The sequence below is a fragment of the Gloeotrichia echinulata CP02 genome (assembly GCA_038087035.1).
GTDB lineage: Bacteria > Cyanobacteriota > Cyanobacteriia > Cyanobacteriales > Nostocaceae > Gloeotrichia > Gloeotrichia echinulata.
Window position 1 is genome coordinate 4,446,782 of record CP051187.1, and the last position, 23,671, is coordinate 4,470,452.

General features: G+C 43.1%; 18 protein-coding genes and 1 pseudogene. 10 read left to right on the plus strand and 9 right to left on the minus strand.

Annotated elements, in window-relative coordinates; translation table 11 throughout:
- The first annotated feature begins 119 nt into the window (after window positions 1–119).
- From hpnJ to HEQ19_19520, 5 genes are all read left to right on the plus strand, one after another.
- Window positions 120–1,580 (plus strand): hopanoid biosynthesis associated radical SAM protein HpnJ, encoded by a 1,461-nt coding sequence (hpnJ, locus tag HEQ19_19500; GenBank protein WYM01359.1) that lies wholly within the window; start codon window positions 120–122, stop codon window positions 1,578–1,580.
- Window positions 1,581–2,044: 464 nt separating this feature from the next.
- A complete protein-coding gene (locus HEQ19_19505) occupies window positions 2,045–2,311 on the plus strand; it encodes a hypothetical protein (GenBank protein WYM01360.1) in 267 nt (88 codons plus the stop codon).
- Between the two features lie 21 nt (window positions 2,312–2,332).
- Window positions 2,333–3,205 (plus strand): hopanoid biosynthesis-associated protein HpnK, encoded by an 873-nt coding sequence (gene hpnK / locus HEQ19_19510; protein WYM01361.1) that lies wholly within the window; start codon window positions 2,333–2,335, stop codon window positions 3,203–3,205.
- Window positions 3,206–3,389: 184 nt separating this feature from the next.
- On the plus strand, window positions 3,390–3,845 hold the full coding sequence (locus HEQ19_19515) for a hypothetical protein (GenBank protein ID WYM01362.1): 456 nt from the start codon (window positions 3,390–3,392) through the stop codon (window positions 3,843–3,845).
- Between the two features lie 48 nt (window positions 3,846–3,893).
- A complete protein-coding gene (locus HEQ19_19520; protein WYM03508.2) occupies window positions 3,894–6,335 on the plus strand; it encodes a tetratricopeptide repeat protein in 2,442 nt (813 codons plus the stop codon).
- 773 nt (window positions 6,336–7,108) lie between these two features.
- On the opposite strand, the gene HEQ19_19525 is transcribed toward HEQ19_19520, so the two are convergent.
- Window positions 7,109–7,372 (minus strand): hypothetical protein, encoded by a 264-nt coding sequence (locus tag HEQ19_19525; GenBank protein WYM01363.1) that lies wholly within the window; start codon window positions 7,370–7,372, stop codon window positions 7,109–7,111.
- 267 nt (window positions 7,373–7,639) lie between these two features.
- Here HEQ19_19525 and HEQ19_19530 point away from each other — a divergent pair, with 267 nt between their 5' ends.
- On the plus strand, window positions 7,640–8,755 hold the full coding sequence (locus HEQ19_19530; GenBank protein WYM01364.1) for an EndoU domain-containing protein: 1,116 nt from the start codon (window positions 7,640–7,642) through the stop codon (window positions 8,753–8,755).
- 525 nt (window positions 8,756–9,280) lie between these two features.
- Here HEQ19_19530 and HEQ19_19535 read toward each other — a convergent pair.
- Complete coding sequence (locus tag HEQ19_19535; protein WYM01365.1) at window positions 9,281–9,652, minus strand: DUF2237 domain-containing protein; 372 nt, start codon at window positions 9,650–9,652, stop codon at window positions 9,281–9,283.
- Window positions 9,639–11,285 (minus strand): cyclic peptide export ABC transporter, encoded by a 1,647-nt coding sequence (locus HEQ19_19540; GenBank protein WYM01366.1) that lies wholly within the window; start codon window positions 11,283–11,285, stop codon window positions 9,639–9,641. Before HEQ19_19540 ends, HEQ19_19535 begins: the two co-directional genes overlap by 14 nt.
- Before the next feature lie 2 nt (window positions 11,286–11,287).
- Between HEQ19_19540 and HEQ19_19545 the strand changes: the two genes are divergently transcribed.
- Window positions 11,288–11,677 carry a hypothetical protein gene (locus HEQ19_19545; protein WYM03509.2) on the plus strand — a complete coding sequence of 130 codons (390 nt, stop codon included), beginning with the start codon at window positions 11,288–11,290 and terminating at the stop codon, window positions 11,675–11,677.
- 81 nt (window positions 11,678–11,758) lie between these two features.
- Window positions 11,759–12,937 (plus strand): bacteriohopanetetrol glucosamine biosynthesis glycosyltransferase HpnI, encoded by a 1,179-nt coding sequence (gene hpnI / locus HEQ19_19550; protein ID WYM01367.1) that lies wholly within the window; start codon window positions 11,759–11,761, stop codon window positions 12,935–12,937.
- 84 nt (window positions 12,938–13,021) lie between these two features.
- Here hpnI and tnpA read toward each other — a convergent pair.
- Window positions 13,022–13,351, minus strand: a pseudogene (tnpA, locus tag HEQ19_19555) (IS200/IS605 family transposase).
- 764 nt (window positions 13,352–14,115) lie between these two features.
- Here tnpA and HEQ19_19560 point away from each other — a divergent pair.
- A complete protein-coding gene (locus HEQ19_19560) occupies window positions 14,116–18,126 on the plus strand; it encodes an ATP-binding protein (protein ID WYM01368.1) in 4,011 nt (1,336 codons plus the stop codon).
- On the opposite strand, the gene HEQ19_19565 is transcribed toward HEQ19_19560, so the two are convergent.
- From HEQ19_19565 to holA, 3 genes are all read right to left on the minus strand, one after another.
- A complete protein-coding gene (locus tag HEQ19_19565) occupies window positions 18,123–18,926 on the minus strand; it encodes a Uma2 family endonuclease (GenBank protein WYM01369.1) in 804 nt (267 codons plus the stop codon). The genes HEQ19_19560 and HEQ19_19565 overlap by 4 nt on opposite strands.
- Window positions 18,927–19,073: 147 nt before the next feature.
- Window positions 19,074–19,550, minus strand: a complete 477-nt coding sequence (locus tag HEQ19_19570) for a DUF4168 domain-containing protein (protein ID WYM01370.1) — start codon at window positions 19,548–19,550, stop codon at window positions 19,074–19,076.
- A gap of 107 nt (window positions 19,551–19,657) precedes the next feature.
- Window positions 19,658–20,647: a DNA polymerase III subunit delta gene (holA, locus tag HEQ19_19575; GenBank protein ID WYM03510.1), complete on the minus strand. Its 990-nt coding sequence runs from the start codon at window positions 20,645–20,647 to the stop codon at window positions 19,658–19,660.
- A 352-nt stretch (window positions 20,648–20,999) separates the two neighbouring features.
- Here holA and HEQ19_19580 point away from each other — a divergent pair, with 352 nt between their 5' ends.
- Window positions 21,000–21,791 carry a DUF1868 domain-containing protein gene (locus HEQ19_19580; GenBank protein ID WYM03511.2) on the plus strand — a complete coding sequence of 264 codons (792 nt, stop codon included), beginning with the start codon at window positions 21,000–21,002 and terminating at the stop codon, window positions 21,789–21,791.
- A gap of 40 nt (window positions 21,792–21,831) precedes the next feature.
- On the opposite strand, the gene HEQ19_19585 is transcribed toward HEQ19_19580, so the two are convergent.
- A complete protein-coding gene (locus tag HEQ19_19585; protein ID WYM01371.1) occupies window positions 21,832–22,611 on the minus strand; it encodes an RDD family protein in 780 nt (259 codons plus the stop codon).
- A gap of 20 nt (window positions 22,612–22,631) precedes the next feature.
- Window positions 22,632–23,615: a DUF975 domain-containing protein gene (locus HEQ19_19590; GenBank protein WYM01372.1), complete on the minus strand. Its 984-nt coding sequence runs from the start codon at window positions 23,613–23,615 to the stop codon at window positions 22,632–22,634.
- Between the last annotated feature and the right edge of the window lie 56 nt (window positions 23,616–23,671).

Sequence of the window (23,671 nt, forward strand, 5' to 3'; positions counted from 1 at the left end):
GTTGATTTTCAGCTTTGAATTTCTTGTCAAGAGTGATTATAGCCCTAGCCTATTACTACATTACATCAAAAAATGTTTAGGGACTCATTATCCTAATTAATGATCAGGAGATCTATTCAGTGAAAAAAACGCTTTTCCTCAGTCCTCCTTCCTTCGATGGGTTTGATGGTGGTGCGGGTTCCCGGTACCAAGCCAAACGCGAAATTACGTCTTTTTGGTATCCCACATGGCTAGCCCAACCTGCAGCCTTGGTTCCCGGTAGTAAGCTGGTGGATGCGCCACCACATGGTCAAACTGTCCAAGATGTGCTGGAAATTGCCAAAGACTACGAACTGGTTATCATGCACACCAGTACACCCTCACTGGCGAATGATGTCAAGTGTGCTGAAGCTATCAAGGCGCAAAATCCCGATTTGCAAATTGGCTTTGTTGGGGCGCATGTGGCAGTATTACCAGAGGACACACTGCGGGATAACCCAGTCATTGATTTTGTGTGTCGTAATGAATTTGATTATACCTGTAAGGAACTAGCAGAAGGCAAACCTTGGGAAGAAATCAAGGGTTTGAGCTACCGTGACCAGAATGCTCATGTGCGCCATAATGAAGAGCGTCCATTGATCCATGACTGGGATGCTATGCCCAGCGTACTCCCAACTTATGCCCGTGACCTAGATATCAGCAAATATTTCATCGGCTACCTACTACATCCGTACATTTCCTTTTACACTGGGCGCGGTTGTCCCGCAAAATGCACCTTCTGTCTATGGCCGCAAACCATTGGTGGACACCTCTATCGCCATAAAACTCCCGAAGCTGTGGGACGGGAAATGGAAGAAGCCAAAGCCATTTTCGGCGACAAGGTGCGGGAATATATGTTTGATGACGATACCTTTACAATAGATAAACATCGGGCGATCGCCATTAGCGAACATATGAAGCGGTTAAAACTCACGTGGAGTTGTAACGCCCGTGCCAATTTAGATTATGATACCCTCAAAACCCTGCGCGACAACGGTCTGAGATTGCTGCTGGTTGGTTTTGAATCTGGGAATCAAGATATTCTCAACCGCATCAAAAAAGGTATCAAGCTAGAAGTGGCGCGGGAATTTATGAAAAATTGCCATAAACTCGGCATCACTGTACATGGTACCTTTATCATTGGGTTGCCTGTAGAAAACCAGGAAACCGTAGAAGAAACCATCCGCTTCGCGTGCGAACTCAGCCCCCATACAATTCAAGTTTCCATTGCTGCGCCTTATCCAGGTACAGAATTATATGAACAAGCTAAGGAAAACGGCTGGTTTACCAACCAAGCTTTAGTAGCAAATTCCGGTATTCAAACCTCAACATTGCAATATCCCTCACTTTCGAGTGCCGAAATTGAGGATGCAGTTGAGCGGATGTATCGTAAATTCTACTTTCGTCCCAAAGCGATTATACCAATTGTTCGGGAAATGTTGACAGATAGACAAATGTTAGTCCGTCGTCTGCGCGAGGGTGGTGAGTTCTTCTCTTATTTGAAAGAACGTCGCACTCAGTCTGTAGCTAATGCAAAATCTAGTCAAACAGCAGTCGTCTGATTTTGGAGATTACCCCTTTCGCGCCAGAAGATTAGCTGATCTGAAAATAACACCCCACCCCCCTTCCGGGGGGCTAGTCCCGCGATTTCAAACTATTTGTTTAGCCGGATAAATTTTTAGATACCCCTAAATCCACACGATATGATACCAGCTGTAGGGGCACGGCATTGCCCATTGGTGTCAACTTAAGGCCAAACGCTTACCCGACATACATTCTCGTTCCCATACTCTGTATGGGAATGAATTCTAGAAGGCTCCGCCTTCAATGCAACAGAGGCGGAGCCTCTGCGATCTCATTTCCAGTCAGAGCCTGGAAACGAGATTTTACAAGGCTTTTTGCTTAAGTTGACACCACTGGGCAATGCCGTGCCCCTACGCGAAATCTACATGTGTCAGCGTTTTAGTGGTATTGTATAAGACTTTGAAATCGCGGGACTAGGAAATTCTTAAAGTCGCATTGATTTATGAAATTGTTACACTTACCCAAAAGTTTACCATTAGATGGTGCTGTCCGCATTGAGCTAGTAGAAGGAGTGCCTATATTTCGAGCTTCTAGCTTAGTACAGGGACGAATTGAAGCATTATTGATTAAACAACAAGAATCTGCTCTTACTTCCGAGGAAGAAAAAGAATTAGATGAATATGAGGAATTAGACGATTATCTCAGTTTTGTGAATCGGATGATCAGAAATTCATCGGTAACTCAAAATACAAAATACCTACCCTTGTAAGCCCCCCAATCCCCAGTCCCTATGCCCAATCTCCAACGTCGCCGCTTCGCTATTATTAATGGTGATGATTTCGGCTTTTCTGCTGGTGTGAATCAAGCAATTATCACAGCACATGAGCAAGGTGTGCTGACTAGCACCAGTCTGATGGTAACAGGAGATGCCGCTCAAGAAGCGATCGCCTGGGCGCGTTCTCACCCAAATTTAGCTGTAGGTTTACATCTGGTGCTGGTTTGTGGTCGGTCTGTTTTACCACCCAGCCAAATTCCCCATTTAGTTGATACATCTGGCAATTTTGCCGACAGTCCCCTGGTTGCTGGGTTGCGTTACCAATTCCAACCCGCCGCCCGTGAGGAATTGCGCCAAGAAATCCGCGCTCAGTTGCAAAAATTCCGTGACTCTGGGCTGACGCTTTCTCATGTTGATGGGCATTTACATTTACATGCTCATCCTGTAATATTACGCATTTTAGTAGAGTTAGCGCCGGAGTTTGATATTCGCGTCATCAGACTACCATCGGAAGAATTGGGGATGACTCTCAAACTTGACCGCAGGGACTTACTGACTAAGTTAGTTTGGTCTGCTGTCTTTGGTGGACTGCGGCGTTATGGTGAAGGGTTGCTGAAATCTCATGATATTCGTTTTGCTGACCGGGTATACGGCTTGTTGCAAACTAGTAATATAAGTGAGGAATATTTGCTGGGTTTGATTCCGCAAATTCAAGCAGATTTAGTAGAGATTTATGCCCATCCAGCAGTTATCAATCCTGGGGAACCGTTGAATGGACCGCCAGCATCTGGGGAAGTGGAACTAGGGGCGCTGTTGAGTGGGCGAGTACGTGAGGTGTTGAATGTTCATGGGTTTGAGTTGACAAATTATGCCAAATTAGCGCGTTGATTCACAGGTTTGTAGGTTGGGTTTACTGTGGAGAAACCCAACAAACCCGCCAGGCGACATCACCTCGTACTACATCTGAATGGGCAACGCTATGTATTATCTAATAAAGGTATAGTATTTTACTATATCTGAATGGGCAACGCTATATAATATCTAATAAAGGTATAATATTCTACTTAATTATATGGACCCAATTACTGCTGGTGCGATCTTTCTTTTAGGTTTTGCAGGCAATACACTCGCCGAATGGACACTAAGTAAAGCTTTTGATGTGGTTTACGAAAAAGCCAAGCAAGTTCTCCAAGAAAAATCACCCGAAATAGCCGCACAAGCAGCTTTACCACCAGCAGAACGAGAAGATATTGGTGAAGCTGTGTTAATAGAAGAGGTCAAAAAAGCCGCAGCAGCAGACCCGGAAATTAAGGAGGCTGTGGAAGCATTAGGAAATCAAGTCAACCAGGCTGCAGAAGCTAACCCGGAACTGAAAAAGGCGATTGCAGAGTTAACTGCAGCTATTAAAGCCCAAAGTCCCACGAAGAAAGCCGACACAATAGGTATTGAAAAACAGGAAAATCGCGATAATAGTAGAGTTTACAACACTACTTCAGGGAATATCATTATTCATGAAGCACGAAATTGACTAGAGTCGCCCGAACGGGAACGGGTAAAGATAAATCCCCCAAAATACATTCCTTACAAAGGCGCCGTCAATTTTGTCGGGCGAGAAGATAAACTTAACCTCATCCATCAGAAAATGCTGCAGTCGGGTAAAGTAGCAATTTCGGCGGTGGCTGGGATGGGTGGTGTCGGTAAAACAGAACTAGCAACCCAGTATGCACTTAGACATGAACCTGATTATCCTGGGGGTATCTGCTGGCTGAATGTGAGAGAATCGGACTTAGCAGCTAGCATTGTGCAATTTTATCTGTTTTATATCGGTCAAGAAATCCCAAAAGAATTAGGCGGAAAACTGCTGAACCCCCAAGAACAAGCGCGGTGGTGTTGGCAACATTGGCAACCATCCGAGGGTTTGGTGTTGGTAATATTAGATGATGTCACGATTTTAGAAAACCTGGGAGATTTACTACCAACAGCCAACCGCTTTCGGGTACTCATCACCACCCGCTTACGCAACCTCAACCCCAATTTTGTTGAGGAAATTCCCTTAGATGTGCTGTCACCAGCAGATGCTTTAAAATTGCTGACAGTTTTTGTCGGTGAACAGCGGATACAACGAGAACAGACAAGGGCTGAAGAATTATGTCAATGGCTGGGATATTTACCCTTGGGGTTGGAATTAGTCGGACAGTATTTAGCGGAAGATCCAGATTTAACCTTAGCAGAAATGCTGCAAAGGCTGAAAGCACAACAGCTAGAGGATGAAGCACTGGAACGCAGACAGCTAGGAGTAAAAGCCGCCTTTGAATTAAGCTGGCGAGAACTCAATGAAAAAACCCAGCTTGTCGGTGCGTTGTTGAGTTTATTTGCCCCTGGTGTCATTCCTTGGCAATTGGTAGAATCTACCAGTGAGTTGTTGAATTGGGCAAAGGGGGATGTCACAGAAGCCAAAAAGCAACTCTACAAACGTCATCTTATTCAAAGATTAGAAGATAAAAACGCTTGCTATCAAATTCATTCGTTAATTCGGCAATTTCTTATAGGGAAATTAGCACAACTTCCCCTTATTGTTGGCGATGAAGGGTTAGGGGTAGAGATTAAACAAGCTTTTGCCGCAGCTATAGTAAAAAAAGCAGAAGAAATTCCTGCAACTCCCACCCGTGAAGTTATCGAGTCAGTGCAAGATACTATTCCCCATCTCCAAGAAGTAGCCCAAAATTTAATTGATGTTGTCAAGGATGAAGATTTAATTTGGGTGTTTGTTGGCTTGGGTAGATTTTATGAAGGACAGGGTTTGTATGGGTTAGCAGAACCTTGGTATGAACAGTGTTTATCAGCAGTCAAAGCCCGTTTGGGAGAAGAACATCCCCACGTCGCCGCTAGCCTCAACAACTTGGCTGAACTCTACCGTTCCCAAGGAAATTACACAGCAGCCGAACCCTTGTATCTGCAAGCTTTGGCGATGTATAAACGCCTGCTGGGAGAAGAACATCCCGACGTCGCCACTAGCCTCAACAACTTGGCTTTACTCTACGATTCCCAAGGAAATTACACTGCAGCCGAACCCTTGTATCAGCAAGCTTTGGCGATGAGAAAACGCCTGCTGGGAGAAGAACATCCCGACGTCGCCACTAGCCTCAACAACTTGGCTTCCCTCTATGATTCCCAAGGAAATTACACAGCAGCCGAACCCTTATATCAGCAAGCTTTGGCGATGTATAAACGCCTGCTGGGAGAAGAACATCCCCACGTCGCCGCTAGCCTCAACAACTTGGCTGAACTCTACCGTTCCCAAGGAAATTACACAGCAGCCGAACCCTTATATCAGCAAGCTTTGGCGATGTATAAACGCCTGCTGGGAGAAGAACATCCCCACGTCGCCCAAAGCCTCAACAACTTGGCTTTACTCTACTATTCCCAAGGAAATTACACTGCAGCCGAACCCTTGTTACAGCAAGCTTTGGCGATGAGAAAACGCCTGCTGGGAGAAGAACATCCCGACGTCGCCCAAAGCCTCAACAACTTGGCTTCCCTCTACGATTCCCAAGGAAATTACACAGCAGCCAAACCCTTGTTACAGCAAGCTTTGGCGATGTATAAACGCCTGCTGGGAGAAGAACATCCCCTCGTCGCCACTAGCCTCAACAACTTGGCTGAACTCTACCGTTCCCAAGGAAATTACACAGCAGCCGAACCCTTGTATCTGCAAGCTTTGGCGATGAGAAAACGCCTGCTGGGAGAAGAACATCCCCACGTCGCCACTAGCCTCAACAACTTGGCTTTACTCTACTATTCCCAAGGAAATTACACAGCAGCCGAACCCTTGTTACAGCAAGCTTTGGCAATTTTAGAGCAAAAATTAGGTGTCAATCATCCTCACACAGTTACCTGTCGCCAAAATCTGGCAATTCTTCGCTCCCAGATGAAAGACAGCAAGGATAATAACATATCACTCTTAGGCGATTTGGCGCAGGGAGTTCTGAGAAAGCTGAGTGAGTGGTTTAATCGTTAGAAGGGATTTAGCTATTACTGTGTCAAGATAAAAATGATGGACTGTAGTGCGGGCATCTTGCCCGCGTGAGCGAGACGCTCACACTACTGTGTCAAGATAAAAATGATGGACTGTAGTGCGGGCATCTTGCCCGCGTGAGCGAGACGCTCACACTACTGTGTCAAGATAAAAATGATGGACTGTGGTGCGGGCATCTTGCCCGCGTGAGCCAGACGCTCACACTACTGTGTCAAGATAAAAATGATGGACTGTGGTGCGGGCATCTTGCCCGCGTGAGCCAGACGCTCACACTACTGTGTCAAGATAAAAATGATGGACTGTAGTGCGGGCATCTTGCCCGCGTGAGCGAGACGCTCACACTACTGTGTCAAGATAAAAATGATGGACTGTAGTGCGGGCATCTTGCCCGCGTGAGCGAGACGCTCACACTACTGTGTCAAGATAAAAATGATGGACTGTAGTGCGGGCATCTTGCCCGCGTGAGCGAGACGCTCACACTACTGTGTCAAGATAAAAATGATGGACTGTAGTGCGGGCATCTTGCCCGCGTGAGCCAGACGCTCACACTACCAAAAATCCCTCAAAACAAAATTGACAGACTACTAGCGTTCTCCTTGTGATTACAGCAATTTTCATTTCTTTGAACCACAGTGAACGTGGAGGCGCAAGGCCTTGCGCCCCTACAGATTAGGACTTATGCACTGTACAAATTAGCTATTATGTGCATAACGATTGGTTAAGAAAATAAGTAACTAGGTTAAGAAAACAAGTAACTAGGTTAAGAAAACAAGTGGTTTCGTTACCAAGACAACTACTTTCGTTACCAAGGCAACTACTTTCGTTACCAAGACAACTACTTTCGTTACCAAGACAACTACTTTCGTTACCAAGACAACTACTTTCGTTACCAAGACAACTACTTTCGTTACCAAGACAACTACTTTCGTTACCAAGACAACTACTTTCGTTACCAAGACAACTACTTTCGTTACCAAGACAACTACTTTCGTTACCAAGACAACTACTTTCGTTACCAAGACAAGTTCGTAGCGATGGCTGCGTCCACCTACCGCCTGTTTTTTCCTAATTTCTCTTAGTGCATTATTTATCTAATTTGTCAATGCGTAAGTCCTACAAATTATCGATGTGTTGCAAAGATTTTTTGAATTGGTATCAGGATAAATTGATGTAGCGCCAGACAAAAGCACCTACTCACAATTTTTTCATTATTTCTTGACAAAACATTTCTTTACAGAGTAGGTTAGAGGCGAAAACAGCTAACGGTAAATATACCGACCTCAAATATGTTTCACCTTCCGAGCAAAAAAACAATTTCCCGCTTTGTTAAGAACTTAAATCGTCTAGTTTGCTTAACTTTGGTCACGGGGTTGTTAGTTCTCAGTGCTTTACCTAGTCCTGTTTGGGCGCAAACAGCATACACCGGTACATTCAAGCTGACCAAATCCTGTAACGCTACGACCTCCATCAGCGGTAAAAATCCTGTCCCTCTGACTGTTGACGAAACCTACGCAGCGATTGGTTTAAACAAAGAAACAGATCCAACCCATGCTTACATCAAATTTCCTGGTTTTGGTGAGCGTTGGGTTGATTTGAGTTGTGGCGAACTCAGCAGTGGTAAAATTTCCACTAATGATAAAACATCTGATACAACAGCTTCAAATCCCCCAACTCAGTCTAAGTCCAAATTCCTGCCTTTCTTTGACAATGTTAACAATCCCATCAAGGTTGCTGTTGGTGGTAGACAAGACTTGACTCCTCCTCCTCCTAAGTTAAACAACTTTGATATAGCAATCAATCAACTCTGCGGTAATGTCGGTACCGTAGTTAGTCCGATTCAGTTTCAACTTTTGCTGAAAAAATTTCCCGATGTTCTAGCCAATATTAAACAAGATGTTCGCGGTTCTATAGTAGCCGGACGGACTTCTGATACTCAGTTTCTCAAAGATTTGGCCGATATTTGGTTTAACACCCAAGGCTTTGATCACATCTTCTGCGGTGAACCAGAAGGAAATAAAATCGGTGGATTACATTTTTTTGGACGCTACTTAGATTTGCAAAACAGAGGTTTAGCTGGACGTTTACCCAATTTTGACAATAAAGCAGAGGTTGTTCCTGGTGTTATTTATACCTTGGGTGTAGTGATGCAGGACGGTAATAAGCAAGTCAAATCTCCCATTAAAGGATATGGCTACACCCTGAATGCGGAAGACACTTTAAGAATAGTCACAAAAGCGTACAAAAACAATCCCATATCCGAGGGAAAAGCCGCCTGTCTTTTGAATGTTACTGATGACGGGAAAATTTTTACTAACGTTTTCGTCGCTAAAAATGGCGGGATTCGTACCTTTTATCCCGATGCTACCCCTGATTTGAATGGGACAGATAAATGTAAGGGATAGTAATACTAATTTCAAAAAAGAATGCGACAAATAGGTACTTACATATGTCGCCATCATTTTTCCAATTGGTATATTGATTAGTTCGCAGTAGCGCTTTAACAAATCTGAAGTAGGGTGTGTTATGGCTTTAGCCTAACGCACCCTTTTATTTAGGGGTATGTTATATCACAATACGCTTGGTGTTAGAGCCAAAAACCTTGACCCATGTAGGTTGGGTTGAGGAACGTAGACCCGCAGGGGCGAAGCACAGGCTAACCCAACATTTGGCGGGTTTGTTGGGTAACGCAAAGCCTCAACCCAACCTACAATTTTCCTTAACTGAACCGTATTGGGTTATAAGCGTCGCATAATTAGATATAGCGTTTCTCGCCCTAGTGAGGTACATCGGTAAGGGCACGGCAGTGCCGTGCCCCTACATCGCGTGATACAATTTTGTACCTCATCTGAATAGGAAGTGCTATAATTAGTAGCTTTGATGTTCGCAGTAGGGCTTGAGCGCTCAAGCGCAACTACGAACTATAACCCCTAAGAGACAGTGAGAGCGTGTTTTTTCAAATCCTCTAAATTACAGACCTCCAAGGCTCTAGCATGGGTCGCTGCAAGCACAACTGGTGGTGCAACCCCAGCCTCAAAAGCTTCTTGCCAACGCGCCGCACATAAACACCAACAATCTCCAGGCTGTAAACCAGGAAAATTAAATTGGGGAACGGGTGTACTCAGGTCGTTTCCTTGAGATTTAGTAAATTCCAAAAATGCTGGTGTCATTTGGGCGCAAACAACGTGCATCCCAAAATCTTGACCACCGGTACTACAAAACCCGTCGCGGTAAAATCCAGTTAGGGGAGAAGTACAGCAAATTTCTAAATTTGTACCGAGTACGTTTTTAGCCTCTGTCATCTGCAATTCCTTGATACTGCTTACTATATTCAATTTTGCCGTAGTCTAATTTTATGATCCTGTCTGCTAAATGAAAATATCGGTCATCATGACTGATGACTAGCACAGTTTTTCCTCTATTCTGCAATTCTGGTAGCAATTGCGTGTAGAATATCTCTTTGAATATTGGGTCTTGGTCTGCAGCCCATTCATCAAATAAATAAATTGGTCGGTCTTCTAAATAAGCTGTCAGCAAAGCTAGTCGTTTACGCTGTCCTTGAGAAAGCGCTGTGGTCGAAAGTTGCCCATTTTCTACTTTCACTTTATGGTCTAGTTGCAGTAGCTTGAGGTATTCTCTGGCTTGAATATCTAAATTTTTATTTTCTAAACCTAAAAGTTCGTCAAATAAATAAAAGTCAGAGAATACCACCGCAAAATGCTGACGATACCATTCTCGATTTTGTTCGGTAATTAACTCATCATCCAAGTAAATCTCCCCGGCTTCGGGGACGTAAAGTCCAGTAATTAGTTTGGCTAGGGTGGATTTACCACTACCATTTCCGCCGACAATAAACAGCAGTTCTTGAGGAAATATTGTTAAATCTATCGGTCCTAGAATAAAGCCGCTTTCTTCTGTTTCTCTGTAGTAATTGTGAGTCACGCCTTGAAATTTTAACCTTTGCCAATTAGATTTAACAGCAGGTGGCACTGTTGATACTTCAGCGCGATTTGCTAAAGATAAACCCAAAGACTCTATTTTTTGTAAGGCGACATTAGCTTTACTAATTTGTGGTAAATTGTTGACGATATTATCCATCGGCAACATTAAATATGTAAAAGTTAAGATGAAGCCAGAGAGGGTTTGGGGACTGATGGTGAGTAATTTAGGTAACGCGAAGAGTAAAAAACCAATGGCGAAGAAAAACAGCAGTTTACCCCAGCTAGTAGTCGTCGCAAACAGGGTTAGTCCTTCAACATTGTGATGACGGAATCTGTTTGCTGTTGATTGGAGGTTTTTTGTGAGAAAAATTTGCCGGCGTTGATAGTTAAGTTTGAGTTCCTTAACGCCAGCGGTGATAGTGCCCAAATGTTTAAATAACACATCTTGATCATCACGAGCAAGGGCGAGTAATTTCTCTCCTCTATTTAACAGCCATTGACAGCTACCTATCCCTACCAACATTAAAACCACTACCGACAGAAATACTAGCCAAGATAGCCAAGTGATATACACCAAACAACCCAAAACCATCGCCAAATCAATGCAGAGAAAAGGAATGATATATACTGCATTGGCTACTGCTTGTACATCCTCAGTTAAGGTTGCTAATAGTCGAGGATTTCCTAACTGTTCCAGATGACTCAACTGGGAAGCTAAAATTTGGCGACTCAAGCGCATTCGTAATTGCAAAACGGCATTTTGAGAAAGACGAATTAGCATCACTTGGGACGTGATACTAGTAATGAGTGCCACTATTACTAAGCCCAAAAAACCCCAAGCAATAGATGTGAGGGGTGAATTTTTACCGCTATTTGCAGCCGCACTAATTAAAGCAATCAGTCCAGCACTACTACCACCACTCAGGAAGCCGGTGACAATCGCGATCGCCACCATCCCCCAAGAAGAACGTAAAAGAAAGTATATCAGATTCATAAGTGATTGAATTCGCTCTTCTAGGGATTGTTATTGGTCATTTGTCATTTGTCATTTGTCATTTGTCATTTGTCATTTGTCCAACTCATTACTCATTACTCATTACTCATTACTCATTGTCATTTGTCATTACTCATTACTCATTACTCATTACTCATTGTCATTTGTCATTACTCATTACTCATTACTCATTACTCATTACTCATTACTCATTACTCATTGTCATTTGTCATTACTCATTACTCATTACTCATTACTCATTACTCATTACTCATTACTCATTACTCATTACTCATTACTCATTGTCATTTGTCATTACTCATTACTCATTACTCCTTTGTCATTTGTCATTGGTAAGGGTTTTTTGGGTGTTTACTGAATCTCGATACTAAAATAATAAAATATAGGAGTTTTATACACAAATCATTATTTGTATTATTTAAGATAAAATCAACGAGCTTTTATACAATCACATGCCAATCATTGATATAATACTATTTATACTGTGCCTAGCTGCTGTCTTTTTTTACAGCTATGGGATATACGCGGCGATCGCCTTTTTTAGTCACCCCCATCCTATCATTTGTGAATTTCATCCGGCTGTTACCATCCTCAAACCGATTTGTGGGCTTGATCGTGATGCAGAACACAATCTCGCTTCATTTTGTCAGCAAGATTATCCAGAATACCAGATTATCTTTGCCGTGCGCGATCGCCTTGACCCTGGTATTGAAGTTGTCGAGAAAATTATCCAGCAGTTCCCCGATGTAGATATTCAGTTAGTCGTGAGCGATCGCATCATTGGCGCTAACCTAAAAGTGAGTAATCTAGCCAATGCTGTCACTGCTGCTAAACATCAAATTTTACTGATCGCCGATAGTGATATCCGCGTTGGTCCAGACTATTTGCAACGAGTTGTCCAACCTTTGCAAGATCACAATGTGGCGGTTGTTACCTGTTTATATCGTTCCTCAGCACAAGGCTGGGTGACAACCTTAGAAGCCATAGGAACAGCTACCGATTTCCCTACAGGGGTTTTAGTCAGCAATCAGATGGAAGGTATAAAATATGCCTTTGGTTCCACGATTGTCATCCGCAAACAAGTATTAGAAGAGATTGGTGGATTTGCGGTAATTGCCGATTATTTAGCAGACGACTTCCAACTTGGCTACTTACCAGCCCAAGCAGGTTACAAAGTGGTGCTATCTAATTATATAGTTGACCATATCTTAGCTACCAGCAACTTATCTGACGCCATCCAACGCCAGATTCGTTGGGCGCGTTGTATCCGCGTTTCCCGTCCTTGGGGTTATTTGGGACTTCTGTTTACCCAGGGAGTTGTTAGCAGCTTGCTGTTGTTGATTGCTACGGGAGGCTCAATATTAGGCTGGACTGGCTTGATTATCACTTGGGTGATGCGGTGGGTAATGGCTTGGGTAGTTGGGGTGAGAAGTTTACAAGACCCAGTGGCGAAAAAGTATTTGTGGCTGATTCCCATACGAGATTTGATTCACTTTGGTATTTGGTGCTGTGGCTTTGTCGGAAGCACCATTCAATGGCGGGGACAGCGACTTAAGTTAATTAAAGGCGGTAAACTAGTGGCAGAAGGTAGAACACAGAAGGCAGAAGATGTCCAAATCTCACCTTTATGAAAATAACCCGATAGGCGCTACATCCCTGCGTCTTTTAGACCAGGGATGTAGCGCCAACGGTGAATTTATTAAACGTGATATTTTTTATTTGTGGTGTGGGTCTTCAATATATTTTTTGATTACTGCTGCGCTAACATTTCCAGCAGTTGAATAAAAATAACTATTAGTCCACATACTAGGCATCTTTTTCAAGTCGGGAAATTCGTTTCTGAGCAGATAAGATGACCGACCCTTAAAGAATTTAACTATTTGATTAATAGCATAAGTAGGTTGATATTCAACGAATAAATGTATATGATATGGTGCTATTTCTAAGGCTAAAATATCCCAGTCTTTTTCTTTTGCTAAATCATAAAATATCTGTTTTACTCGCTTGGCTACTTCGCCTATTAAAACCTTACGCCTACGTTTAGGTGGTTCTTGCGTACTTAACGTGCTAAATTTTTAATTACAGTCGATAACTTTGTTTTAAAATCAAGGCTTACAGGCGCTTATAGCCAAAATTTTAATCATCAGACCTAAAAGGCAGTAAATAATGGCTGTCATCTTATCCCAGCAAGGATTTCAAGCTTATTTTTCAACATATTTAGCACGCTAAGTACGCAAGAACCAGTTATCTTCCCAATGGACAGTCTGCTAAATCAGGTCTGAATAAGTCATGGGCTGATGGTGCTTTTGGACACTTCTTTGAAATTCTGGAGTGCATAGCCGAAAAAGCTGGTGCTGTAGCAGTTTCACAGAAGCCACAATATAGTTCAATGATTCTCAGCTACCGCAATGAAATTATTTTTACTGATTGCAGTATCAGAGAATATTGGGATGAGCAAAATACTTTGATGGTTGACCGCGACATTAATGCAGCAGTCAACTTGAAAAGACTGGGGTTGGGCATTTTCCCCAGTATAAAAAGCCGTAGTGGGAAACTGGACATAGTTGGAACTATGGACGATAGTACCACGGAGGAAATCCTTCATACCCTTCATCGGGCTGTTGGAAGCCTACACTTACCGCTTGCGGAAGTGTAGGAGATGTCACCCCAGTGTCGAGAAAATATGCATATAGATAGATTTAAAAAAAAATAGCCTTTAGTAACATAGTTTAGGAAAACTACGGAAAAATTACCAGAAAAAAATATTGCAAATGACCACGTTAGTATAGATGCGGTTACAAAAAACTCAATGTTAAACGACCGCTGGCGAATACAAAATATACATAGAGCTAGAGTAGATTTACTGCTAATACAAATGGCTAGTGCGATGCCTAGGGCGGGCGGAGCGATCGCCATTTTGGTAGGCTGCTTGGTATTGCTAGGCTGGTCTTTTGATATCGATTTTCTCAAGAGCGGCTGCTATACCAGTCAGGTAACAATGAAAGCAAATGCAGCACTGTGTTTTGTGCTGTCTGGTGTATCGCTGTGGCTATTACAGATAGTAGGGGATAAAAGGTTTGGTGGCAGGTGGAAACAGAACAAACAATTAAGTCCACCTGGGAGTAGGATCTACATGGGGCTGGCTAGGGCTTGTGCCGTAGCTGTGCTGCTCATTGGTTCGCTCACAGTCAGTGAATATGTGTTCCGTTGGGATCTCGGAATTGATCATCTGCTGTTCCGTGACTCATCAGTGATAGAGATCACTTCACATCCGGGGCGTATGGGGTTAAACTCGTCCGTGGATTTTATGCTTCTCGGCATAGTCCTACTGCTTTTGTCCCAAAAACACCACCGTCGTAGATATTGGTATGCCCAGATGATCACGTTGATCGTCGGTTTGATTGCTTTTACGGCTCTCATAGGCATTGCGTACAAAGTAGAAATTATCTACGGCGTACTTCCCCCTACCACAACAATGGCCTTACACTCCGCACTAACCTTCTTGATATTGTGTATAGGCATTTGGTGGCTACACCCAAATGAAGGATTGATGCGGGTAGTGATGAGTGATAGCTATGGTGGCTTGTTTGCGCGCAGATTATTATTAGCTGCGATCGCCGTACCTTTTTTCTTGGGGTGGATAATCGTTCAAGGTAAACATAGCAAACAATACGATGGCGCGTTTGCAGTATCGCTGTTTGCGATTGTACAGATTGTGATTTTCGCATTTTTAGTCTGGCATACTGCAGCTATTGTCGAACGTCTCAGTCGCCAACGCGATCGCGCCCAAGAGACACTGCGAGCTTACGAAGACAAACTCAAGAGTTTTGTCGATGCGAACATTATCGGGATTGCGCTGGGCGAGGTTGATGGACTTATCCACCAAGCAAACGACGAATTTCTGGGGATGATTGGTTACACCCGCTCAGATTTATTAGCAGGTAGAATCGACGCCAACCAGATTACAGCACCCGAATATCTATCCCTGAATCAACAAAAGATCGCCGAAGCTCAGGAAAATCCCAATGGTGCTTGTACTCCCTACGAAAAAGAATACATTCGCAAAGATGGTAGCCGTGTCCCCGTATTAGTTGGTTATGTGTTACTGGGAGAACAACGCCAAGAGTCAGTGGCTTTTATTTTAGACTTGAGCCAACGCCGACATGCTCAAGAAAAAATAGAACTACTCAACAAAAATCTTCAGCGCCGCGTTGCTGAGTTACAAACTTTACTGGATGTTATCCCCATTGGCATTGGAATTGCTGAAGATCCAGAATGTGAAAATATCAAAGTTAACCCCGCTTTTGCCGACCAGTTAGGCATTTCTCTAGAAATGAATGCCTCCCTCAGCGCTCCCATTCAACAAAGACCAGGATTTAAAGTTTACCGTGAAGGTAGGGAACTCTCGCCAGAGGAACTCCCCATGCAGTACTCTGCTGCTAAAGGCGTCGAGGTTCTCGATTTTGAATTGGATATCATACATGAAAATGGCAAAATCGTCAAGCTGCTGGAGTACGTTGCACCACTGTTTGACGAGGAGGGCAAAACCAGAGGCTGCATCGGTGCATTTTTGGATATCACTGAGCGCAAGCAAGCTGAAGTAGTCCTGCGAAATGAGCAAAAATGGTTGGAAGACGTGCTAAATTTGATGCCAAAACCCCTGGTATTTATTGAACCAGGTACAGCCAGGGTGACTTTCGCCAATCGCGCTGCTGACCAATTAGCCGGGGGGGAATTTCCCAAAGGCATCCCAGCAATAGAGTATCATAAGTTTTACTATTACACCGATGCCGCTGGTAATCGTCTCCTCAACGACCAAATGCCAGGGGTACGCGTTGCCCGTGGCGAACGGCTGGATGGATTGGAACTAGATTGGCACACGAGCGGAGATATTCATTCCCTACTGATATTTGCTGATACACTGCCAGCCATGCACGGTCATCCTGCTACCTGTGTAATGGTGTTCCACGACATCACCAATCTCAAGGATGCAGAAAACCGGCTATCCTTGGGCTATAAAAGACTCCAGCTTTTATTTGACACCGCCAGCGAGCTATTATCGAGCCAGCAGCCAGTAGCACTCATCGATAGTCTGTTCAGTAAACTTTCTGAGCAAATTGATTTGGATCTTTACTTTAACTACTTGATTGCAGAAAAGTCTCAGGTAATGCATCTAGCCTCATCTAGAGGGATTTCCGAGAAATTCGCAACAGAAATGGAGTGGATAGAGTTAGGTCAAGGTGTGTGTGGAACTGTAGCCCAAGAACGCCGGGCGATGGCTTTAAATGATGTCCAGCATTCAACTGACCCCAAAACAGAAATAATTCGCTCTTTAGGGATTACAGCCTATTATAGTTACCCATTAATCGCTCAGGGGCAACTGTTAGGTACTCTTTCCTTTGGCAGTCGCAGTCGCTCTTTTTTCACCGACAATCAAAAAGGGATGATGCAAGCAGTTTGCGACCAAATAGCGATCGCAATGGAACGGGCTGGTTTAATTGCTTCTTTACAACAGCAAACTGAACAGCTGCGCGAAGCCAACCGCATGAAAGACGAGTTTTTGGCGATTTTGTCCCATGAATTGCGATCGCCCCTCAACGCCATCCTCGGTTGGTCCCAGCTGCTGTCTTCCCGCAATCTCAGCGAACCTCAAAAAGCCAGGGGACTGGAAACAATTGAGCGCAATGCGAGGGCGCAAACCCAGCTAATTGAAGACCTGCTGGATATTTCGCGGATGATTAGAGGTAACTTGCGCCTCAATGTCCGGACTTGCGATTTAATTCCGATTATTCAGTCCAGCCTCGATAATGTTAGCCTAGCCGCCCAAGCCAAGGAAATCGATCTTTCATTCTCCCTTGTTGGTGCTAAGTGTCTAGAAGCAGGTGTGGGTTCATATGTCAATAGCGAAAAGCCCGAATCTAGGGAAATCAATTCCAAAACCTATCAAATTTCTGGAAGCTCAAATAATAGCGTCTTGGGTCAAGCCAAGGATCTCAATTCCCAATTTTTAGTTACCGGCGATGCAGAGCGCCTGCAGCAGATCATCTGGAATCTGCTCTCCAATGCCATTAAATTTACACCCAAAGGCGGGGCGGTGGAAATTAGGGTGACACTCAGCAATCAAGAACAAAACAAGACTTCAGATAGCTACGCACAGATTCAAGTCATTGATACAGGCATTGGTATCACTCCTGACTTTCTGCCTTACGTATTTGATCGGTTTCGCCAAGCCGATAGTTCCAGCACCAGGCCACATGGTGGACTAGGGTTAGGGTTAGCCATTGTGCGTCATTTAGTAGAACTACATGGTGGTACCATTGAGGTAGAAAGTCCTGGTGAGCAGCAAGGAGCGACATTTACAGTCAAGCTACCACTTTTGCAGAATCAACAAATAATCAACAATCTCCCTCTTCCCCCCGATCCGCCTCCCCCTCTCTGCCTCTTAGGTGTGCGGGTACTGGTGGTAGATGACGAAGCCGATACCCGTTATTTTATCACCACCGTACTGCAACAGTACAAAGCCGAAGTACAAGCAGTAGAATCTGTACAAGATGCTTTACAGGTTATTACCCAGTGGAAACCAGATGTTTTAGTTAGTGATATAGGTATGCCCTATGAAGATGGTTACTCATTAATCCGCAAACTGCGATCGCAACCACCAGAACTAGGGGGAAAAATTCCCGCAGCAGCCTTGACCGCCTATGCTAGAGCAGAGGATCGAATGCGAGCCATACAAGAAGGTTATCAACTGCATTTGCCCAAACCCATCGAGCCTGCAGAATTAGCGACAGTCGTTGCTAGCCTTGTCGGGCGCACTTAGGATGTGAGGTTGCTGTCCTGACCAAGTGCTTCGATTTCTGAGATAGACAAACTGGTTAACCTCGCTACTTGTTCTACCGTCATTCCTGACTCCAGCAAGTTGCGTGCTGTTTGTTGCAGTTGAGATTCTGCTCTTTGTGCCCGAAGTCGTTCTGCTTGGGCCTGAAGTCGTTCTGCTTGTGCAATTTCTTCGGCGGTTGGTAGTAATTCTGCAGCTAAAGTTCCCCAGCGCAACCAAGTTGCATCAACACCTTTATAGCTACCTTTCCAGCGCAGCAATGATAAACCTAAGGCCTCGCTAATTAATTGACTCTGGCTCTTAGGTGCTATTGGTTGATAAAGTCCTTGTTGTAGAGAAAAACCAGCCCAATCATCAGGGTTAAACGGATCAAACCAGAAATATTCTGGTACGCGCATCTGATTTTGATAAATCAGCTTTTTCTGATTTTTATCCGCAGTGGCGGTACTTTCAGACAACAACTCAATGACTACATCCGGCCCTTTACCCTCTTCCCAAACCACCCAACTGCGGCGTTCTCCCTGGGGAACTCCCAAGACAGCGAAAAAGTCTGGACCGCGAAAATCTTGGTTTTTTAGCTGGGCCATACTAAAGTAGACAAACATATTGCCGCCTACGTATCCATCTTCTCGTTGTGCCAGCCAAGGAAGCAAGGCATCAATCAGTAGATCCATTTGCAATTTATGGCGTTGGCTTTCCATTGGGATATCGTCATCGTAAGGCAAGTCTGCCTGGGTTGGGGGTAGGCTGACGGATGGTGGAGTTAGGGTAGTTTCTGACATGGCTGTAAAAATTTTAGGTAGCCATTGCTCACGTTTCTATATTACCAGATTGTCGCGAAAAAATGCTGTTTGATTTCTTCGCCATCAGCTGCATTTTAGAATAGGAATTTTTCAGGTCATCATTTAGAGTTTGGAGTGAAGTTTTACCTAGGGATTTTGAGATTGTTTTTGCAAGCGCATTAATGACTTTTCAACCTGATCTTTTAAGCTGTTGTTATTTTGTAGCTGTAAAGTAATTTTGTTGAACTGGTCAATACTTAAACCATTATCTAGGACAATTTTTGTGGAGTTTTTACAGTAATTGATTGCAATCTCTTGAGCTTTTGGTGGCAGAGCATTTATGCTTCTGGCGTCATTACAAACAATCTTGGGAATGTCTCCACCCATAAGTTTTTTAATGTCGTCAAAAGCTTGTTGGCGTTCTGACTCCATTGTTAAAACCGCTTGAGCATAGTTATTGATTTCATTATTATTAACTGGTGATGGAGTTTGAGCATCAGCTTTGACACTCAAGAGCAAAGTGCTGGCTACTAAACCTGCAGTGGCGAGAGAACCGCAAAACCAGGCTTGAGAAAGCATCCGCTGCAGGTTTAGTCGGAGAACGAAAACGGCGTTTTTCTTCATAGGATGTGTGACACAGAACTACAGTAGGGATATATAATAACTCTGAATTATTTTAGAAGTGAGAAGTTCCAGATAAACCTAAGTACATCAAACTTTTATATTGATTGTCAGCTTCTACGACATACTTGACAAATTTCTATAACTTTAGTCTGTAATGTTGAAGTTTCTGCAGATCCTTGCTTGAGACTAACTTCTAACTCTAATAGTAGGGGTAAGGTGGACATGAGTTGCTCGACAGAAAGGGACTTGACTTCTTGCTGTAAAAAATAAATGCGTTTCGGGTTCCCTACCTCAGCAGCTTGGGCGATCGCTTGGGGATTGCGTTCCCCACTTTCCATCATAATTTTTATCCATAACCAAGTGCGGAATTGCCCAATTAATGTTGCTACTATCCGCAACCCAGGCTCAGAAGCATTAATCAAATCAGTCAAAGTTACTAAAGCTTTGGCTGTATCCCCTGTTCTCATGGCTGCTGCTAATTGTAAACTATTTTGGGTAGTATTTCTGACTAATTGCGTAATGATATCTATGTCTAAAGGCTGATTGATGCTAGCAGTGTACAGCCGCAATTTTTCTAGTTCATTGTAAAGAAGCCGTGTATCGTTACCTACCGATTCCGCCAATAGTTCCGCAATCTTGGGCGTAAGTTTGACACCGACAATTTGAGCAGCTTGATTCACTGCTTGTACTAGCAATTCTGTCTTCCAAGGTGGAATCAGCGGAAATTCTCGGAACTCTGTAGCGTATTGTTTCAACAATTTCGTAGATTTGAGGCGTTCATCTGGTTTGTTACGGCTGGTGAGCAATAAACTTGAGTTTTCTGGTATGACTGGTAAAGTTCGCGTCAGTTCTGCTAATACATTCTCTGGGCAATGCTGGCAGAGGGTAGAATTGATTAGCCATACCAACCGTCCACCAGCACCAAAACTTGGTGTCATCGCCTGATTTAACCCCTGGATGACAGCATCGGGTTGATCGGGAAGGAAACAGGTGTAGTTAAAACTTGTCCATAGAGGATCAAGAATGCGATCGCGCAGCAGCATCACGGCTTTTTCGAGAAAAAAATCATCTTCACCCCAGTAAACGTAGATTCCCATGTCAAAATTCATTCTTAAGGGTTTGGCAAATATAGGCGCTACTGCATGACGCTGCGATAAATATTGTACCTAGTTACAAGAGTTGTGGCGTCATGCACCATTCTTTCAATGTGACACTAGCATAAGTCCGGAAATATTTTCGTTTCATAACATATAGCACTTCCTATTCAGATGAGGTACAAAATTGTATCACGCGATGTAGGGGCACGGCACTGCCGTGCCCTTACCGATGTACCTCACTAGGGCGAGAAACGCTATAGTTCGGTTTATTCCCTCCGACTTAGTTAAATACTTTATTAATCAGGATAAATATGCCTAAAATCTATCAAGTGAGAGCGCGAGGGCAAGAAGATTGGACGACATCTATCAAACTTACTTAAATCGAGTGGCTCGGATGACGCTACCCGAAGCTTACAGATCCCAAGTCCAGCATATCCAGGAATCTTCTAAATTTCAGCCGTATTCTGGATATAGACAAGCAGCACCTTTTCCTGGCTATACCCTAATTACCCCACCAGCAGCAGACGACTCAGAAAACTCTGGTTTCTATACAAAGTTAGAAGGTTATCAACAGGAACTCTTACAGTTACCTTTGAATGGTGATTTGATTGTACCTGTTCCCCCTACTAGCTTTCATCTAACCTTGGCGGACTTGATTTGGGACAGTGCTTACCGTGACACCTGCGAAAAAAATCCCGATTTTGAACAGCAGTTACATTCTTGCTGCGCGGAAATTTTTCAGCAATATCAACAATCCCTGACAAAGGAAAATCATCCTATTTCTTGGCAGGTCTTAGGACTGATAGTATTTCCCAGAGCTATCGCCGTTTGTTTAGTACCCCAAGATGCACGTTCCTATGAGGAGATTATTAAATTCCGCCGTACCATTTATCAAAATCCCAAGTTAATCGCCTTGGGAATTGAACAACACTATCACTTTACCGCCCATATCACATTAGGCTATTTTGGCGAAGTAGCTCCCGATTTAGACCGGACAAATTTCAGCACCATGCTGTCTGAGTTAAATCAAAAATGGCTGTTAAGTTTGCCAGAATTTCTCATTCACCGCGTCGAATTAAGGAAGTTTGACGACATGACCAAATATTATCGTCAATCAAATTGGGCAAGTTTGGTGATTAATTAAGAGTTAAATATCCAGTCAAGTAGGGTGGGCATTGCCCACCCTAAAATTCTTTCTGTCTATATGCAAGATAAATAGCTTCTAAAAATACGTCATAGCTAACACCTTGAGGCAGATTATCTAAATTAATAATATTTTGCACCTGTTGGCTTAATTTGGTAGCTAGTAAGGCTCTAGCTTTAGATGACATGCCATTACGTCGCTGCAAATACTCGCGAATAATGGCAAAATCATCTGGCAATAATTGTGAAAAATCTGCAATTTCTACTAACTGTTCATGAAGTAAATTTGCTTGTTCAGAAATCCTAAAATTCGCGGAGTTAGTGGGCGTTTGTGCCTGAATAACAATTGTCCCAGCAGCCAAATCACCCAAGCGCTTTTCACGGCGATTAAAGATAATTAATAACGCTCCCAGAAACAAAAACTCATCAAAAGGTCGCAGTAAGGCGCGGAGGGTTGTTTGTTGCAGTCCCACTGGTCTACCATCATCTCGTACAACGCGAATTTTAGCCAAGCGTTTACCAGGGGTTTGCCCTTGCCATATCGTTTCAAAAAATACAAAATAACCGACATAAACGACAAAGTAAATGATGATGGTAATCGCGACAAGCCAAATAGGAAGGGCTGGACCCAAAAATTGCTCTCCAACACTTATTAACTGCACTGAAACTATGCCCCAAACAATGAGGAACACCACTAAAATTAGAGCTAAAACATGATAGTCAATCAGCAAAGCCCAGGCGCGATTACCAATCCCGGCGAGAGTAAATTCTAGCTCTACACTTTCTGGGGTGTTGAATTTAACCCGATTAAATAGGTGCATAATAGTCTCAGTACTAGCGTTTAAATTTCGCGATTGCGTAACTGTAAGCCCAACCCTTCACGACGACTCCGCAAATCGTAGTAAATTACAGCTTTGATTGCTTGCCAAAACGGTAAAATAAGTGCGTTCATTAAGAATCCTATTAATAATATCAGCAAGTAAACTATACTCACCAATATAACTGCATTTGTTGAACCATTAATAGCATCTAATATTGTATATTGAATTAATGGTTGAGAAAATATCTGAATAAACAACTGAACAATTATTTGGATAGGTATTGTAATTAAGAAGGCAACAAACAATATTAAAACAATCCTCCATCCATACCCTTTGCTTAAATCCCAGCTGCGGCTTATTGCAGTATCTAGACCAAGATTATCTTCAATTGCTAGCAGTTCTACAGCCAAACACAACCTAGCAGACAACCAAATAAAAGCAGCACAAGCAGCAAAGAAAATCAGTAAATTTAGTAGTCCTATAATCAGCACCATAATCAGCGAATTTCTATTCAATATTGCATTCAATATTAAGCCCCCAAAAAAAGCTATTAAGCTCCAAAACAAAACAAAACATATTAAAATGATCAAAAAACCTAAAGATAGCGTAATTACGGTAAATACCAAACTCCACAATTTAGGTAAAACTTGTTTATGGGCATGACTCACAGTCTCTGGTTGATTAACCAATTCACCAAATGCTAATCGTGAGATAGTTGTAGTGTTAACCAAGGATCTACCGAAGGCATAGAAATACAAACCTAATCCAATTACCATTATAATTAACCAAGCTAGAGGAGAATTATTACCAGATATAGAGTTTGAAAATAATATTATTCCTCCAGGAATGAAAATCAAAAACGGCAGCAGTGACCATAAAGCAACTTTTAACGCCAGGAAAAAATAAGATTTTAGATGAGAACGATACAGTCGCAGTCCGGCGCTAACTACATTACCCAAACTTAGTGGTTGTATGGAACTGGGAGAATTAAAATTACCAGACATAATATCAAATCTTCCTTAAGAGTACGCAGATCAATTTGAGGTTATCTTAAAGTACA

Excerpts from the sequence above, each read along its gene's own strand:
- HEQ19_19505 (WYM01360.1), top strand. The coding sequence starts at position 2,045 with ATGAAATTGTTACACTTACCCAAAAGTTTACCATTAGATGGTGCTGTC.
- hpnK (WYM01361.1), top strand. The coding sequence starts at position 2,333 with ATGCCCAATCTCCAACGTCGCCGCTTCGCTATTATTAATGGTGATGAT.
- HEQ19_19515 (WYM01362.1), top strand. The coding sequence starts at position 3,390 with ATGGACCCAATTACTGCTGGTGCGATCTTTCTTTTAGGTTTTGCAGGC.
- HEQ19_19530 (WYM01364.1), top strand. The coding sequence starts at position 7,640 with ATGTTTCACCTTCCGAGCAAAAAAACAATTTCCCGCTTTGTTAAGAAC.
- HEQ19_19535 (WYM01365.1), bottom strand. The coding sequence starts at position 9,652 with ATGACAGAGGCTAAAAACGTACTCGGTACAAATTTAGAAATTTGCTGT.
- HEQ19_19540 (WYM01366.1), bottom strand. The coding sequence starts at position 11,285 with ATGAATCTGATATACTTTCTTTTACGTTCTTCTTGGGGGATGGTGGCG.
- hpnI (WYM01367.1), top strand. The coding sequence starts at position 11,759 with ATGCCAATCATTGATATAATACTATTTATACTGTGCCTAGCTGCTGTC.
- HEQ19_19560 (WYM01368.1), top strand. The coding sequence starts at position 14,116 with ATGTTAAACGACCGCTGGCGAATACAAAATATACATAGAGCTAGAGTA.
- HEQ19_19565 (WYM01369.1), bottom strand. The coding sequence starts at position 18,926 with ATGTCAGAAACTACCCTAACTCCACCATCCGTCAGCCTACCCCCAACC.
- HEQ19_19570 (WYM01370.1), bottom strand. The coding sequence starts at position 19,550 with ATGAAGAAAAACGCCGTTTTCGTTCTCCGACTAAACCTGCAGCGGATG.
- holA (WYM03510.1), bottom strand. The coding sequence starts at position 20,647 with ATGGGAATCTACGTTTACTGGGGTGAAGATGATTTTTTTCTCGAAAAA.
- HEQ19_19585 (WYM01371.1), bottom strand. The coding sequence starts at position 22,611 with ATGCACCTATTTAATCGGGTTAAATTCAACACCCCAGAAAGTGTAGAG.
- HEQ19_19590 (WYM01372.1), bottom strand. The coding sequence starts at position 23,615 with ATGTCTGGTAATTTTAATTCTCCCAGTTCCATACAACCACTAAGTTTG.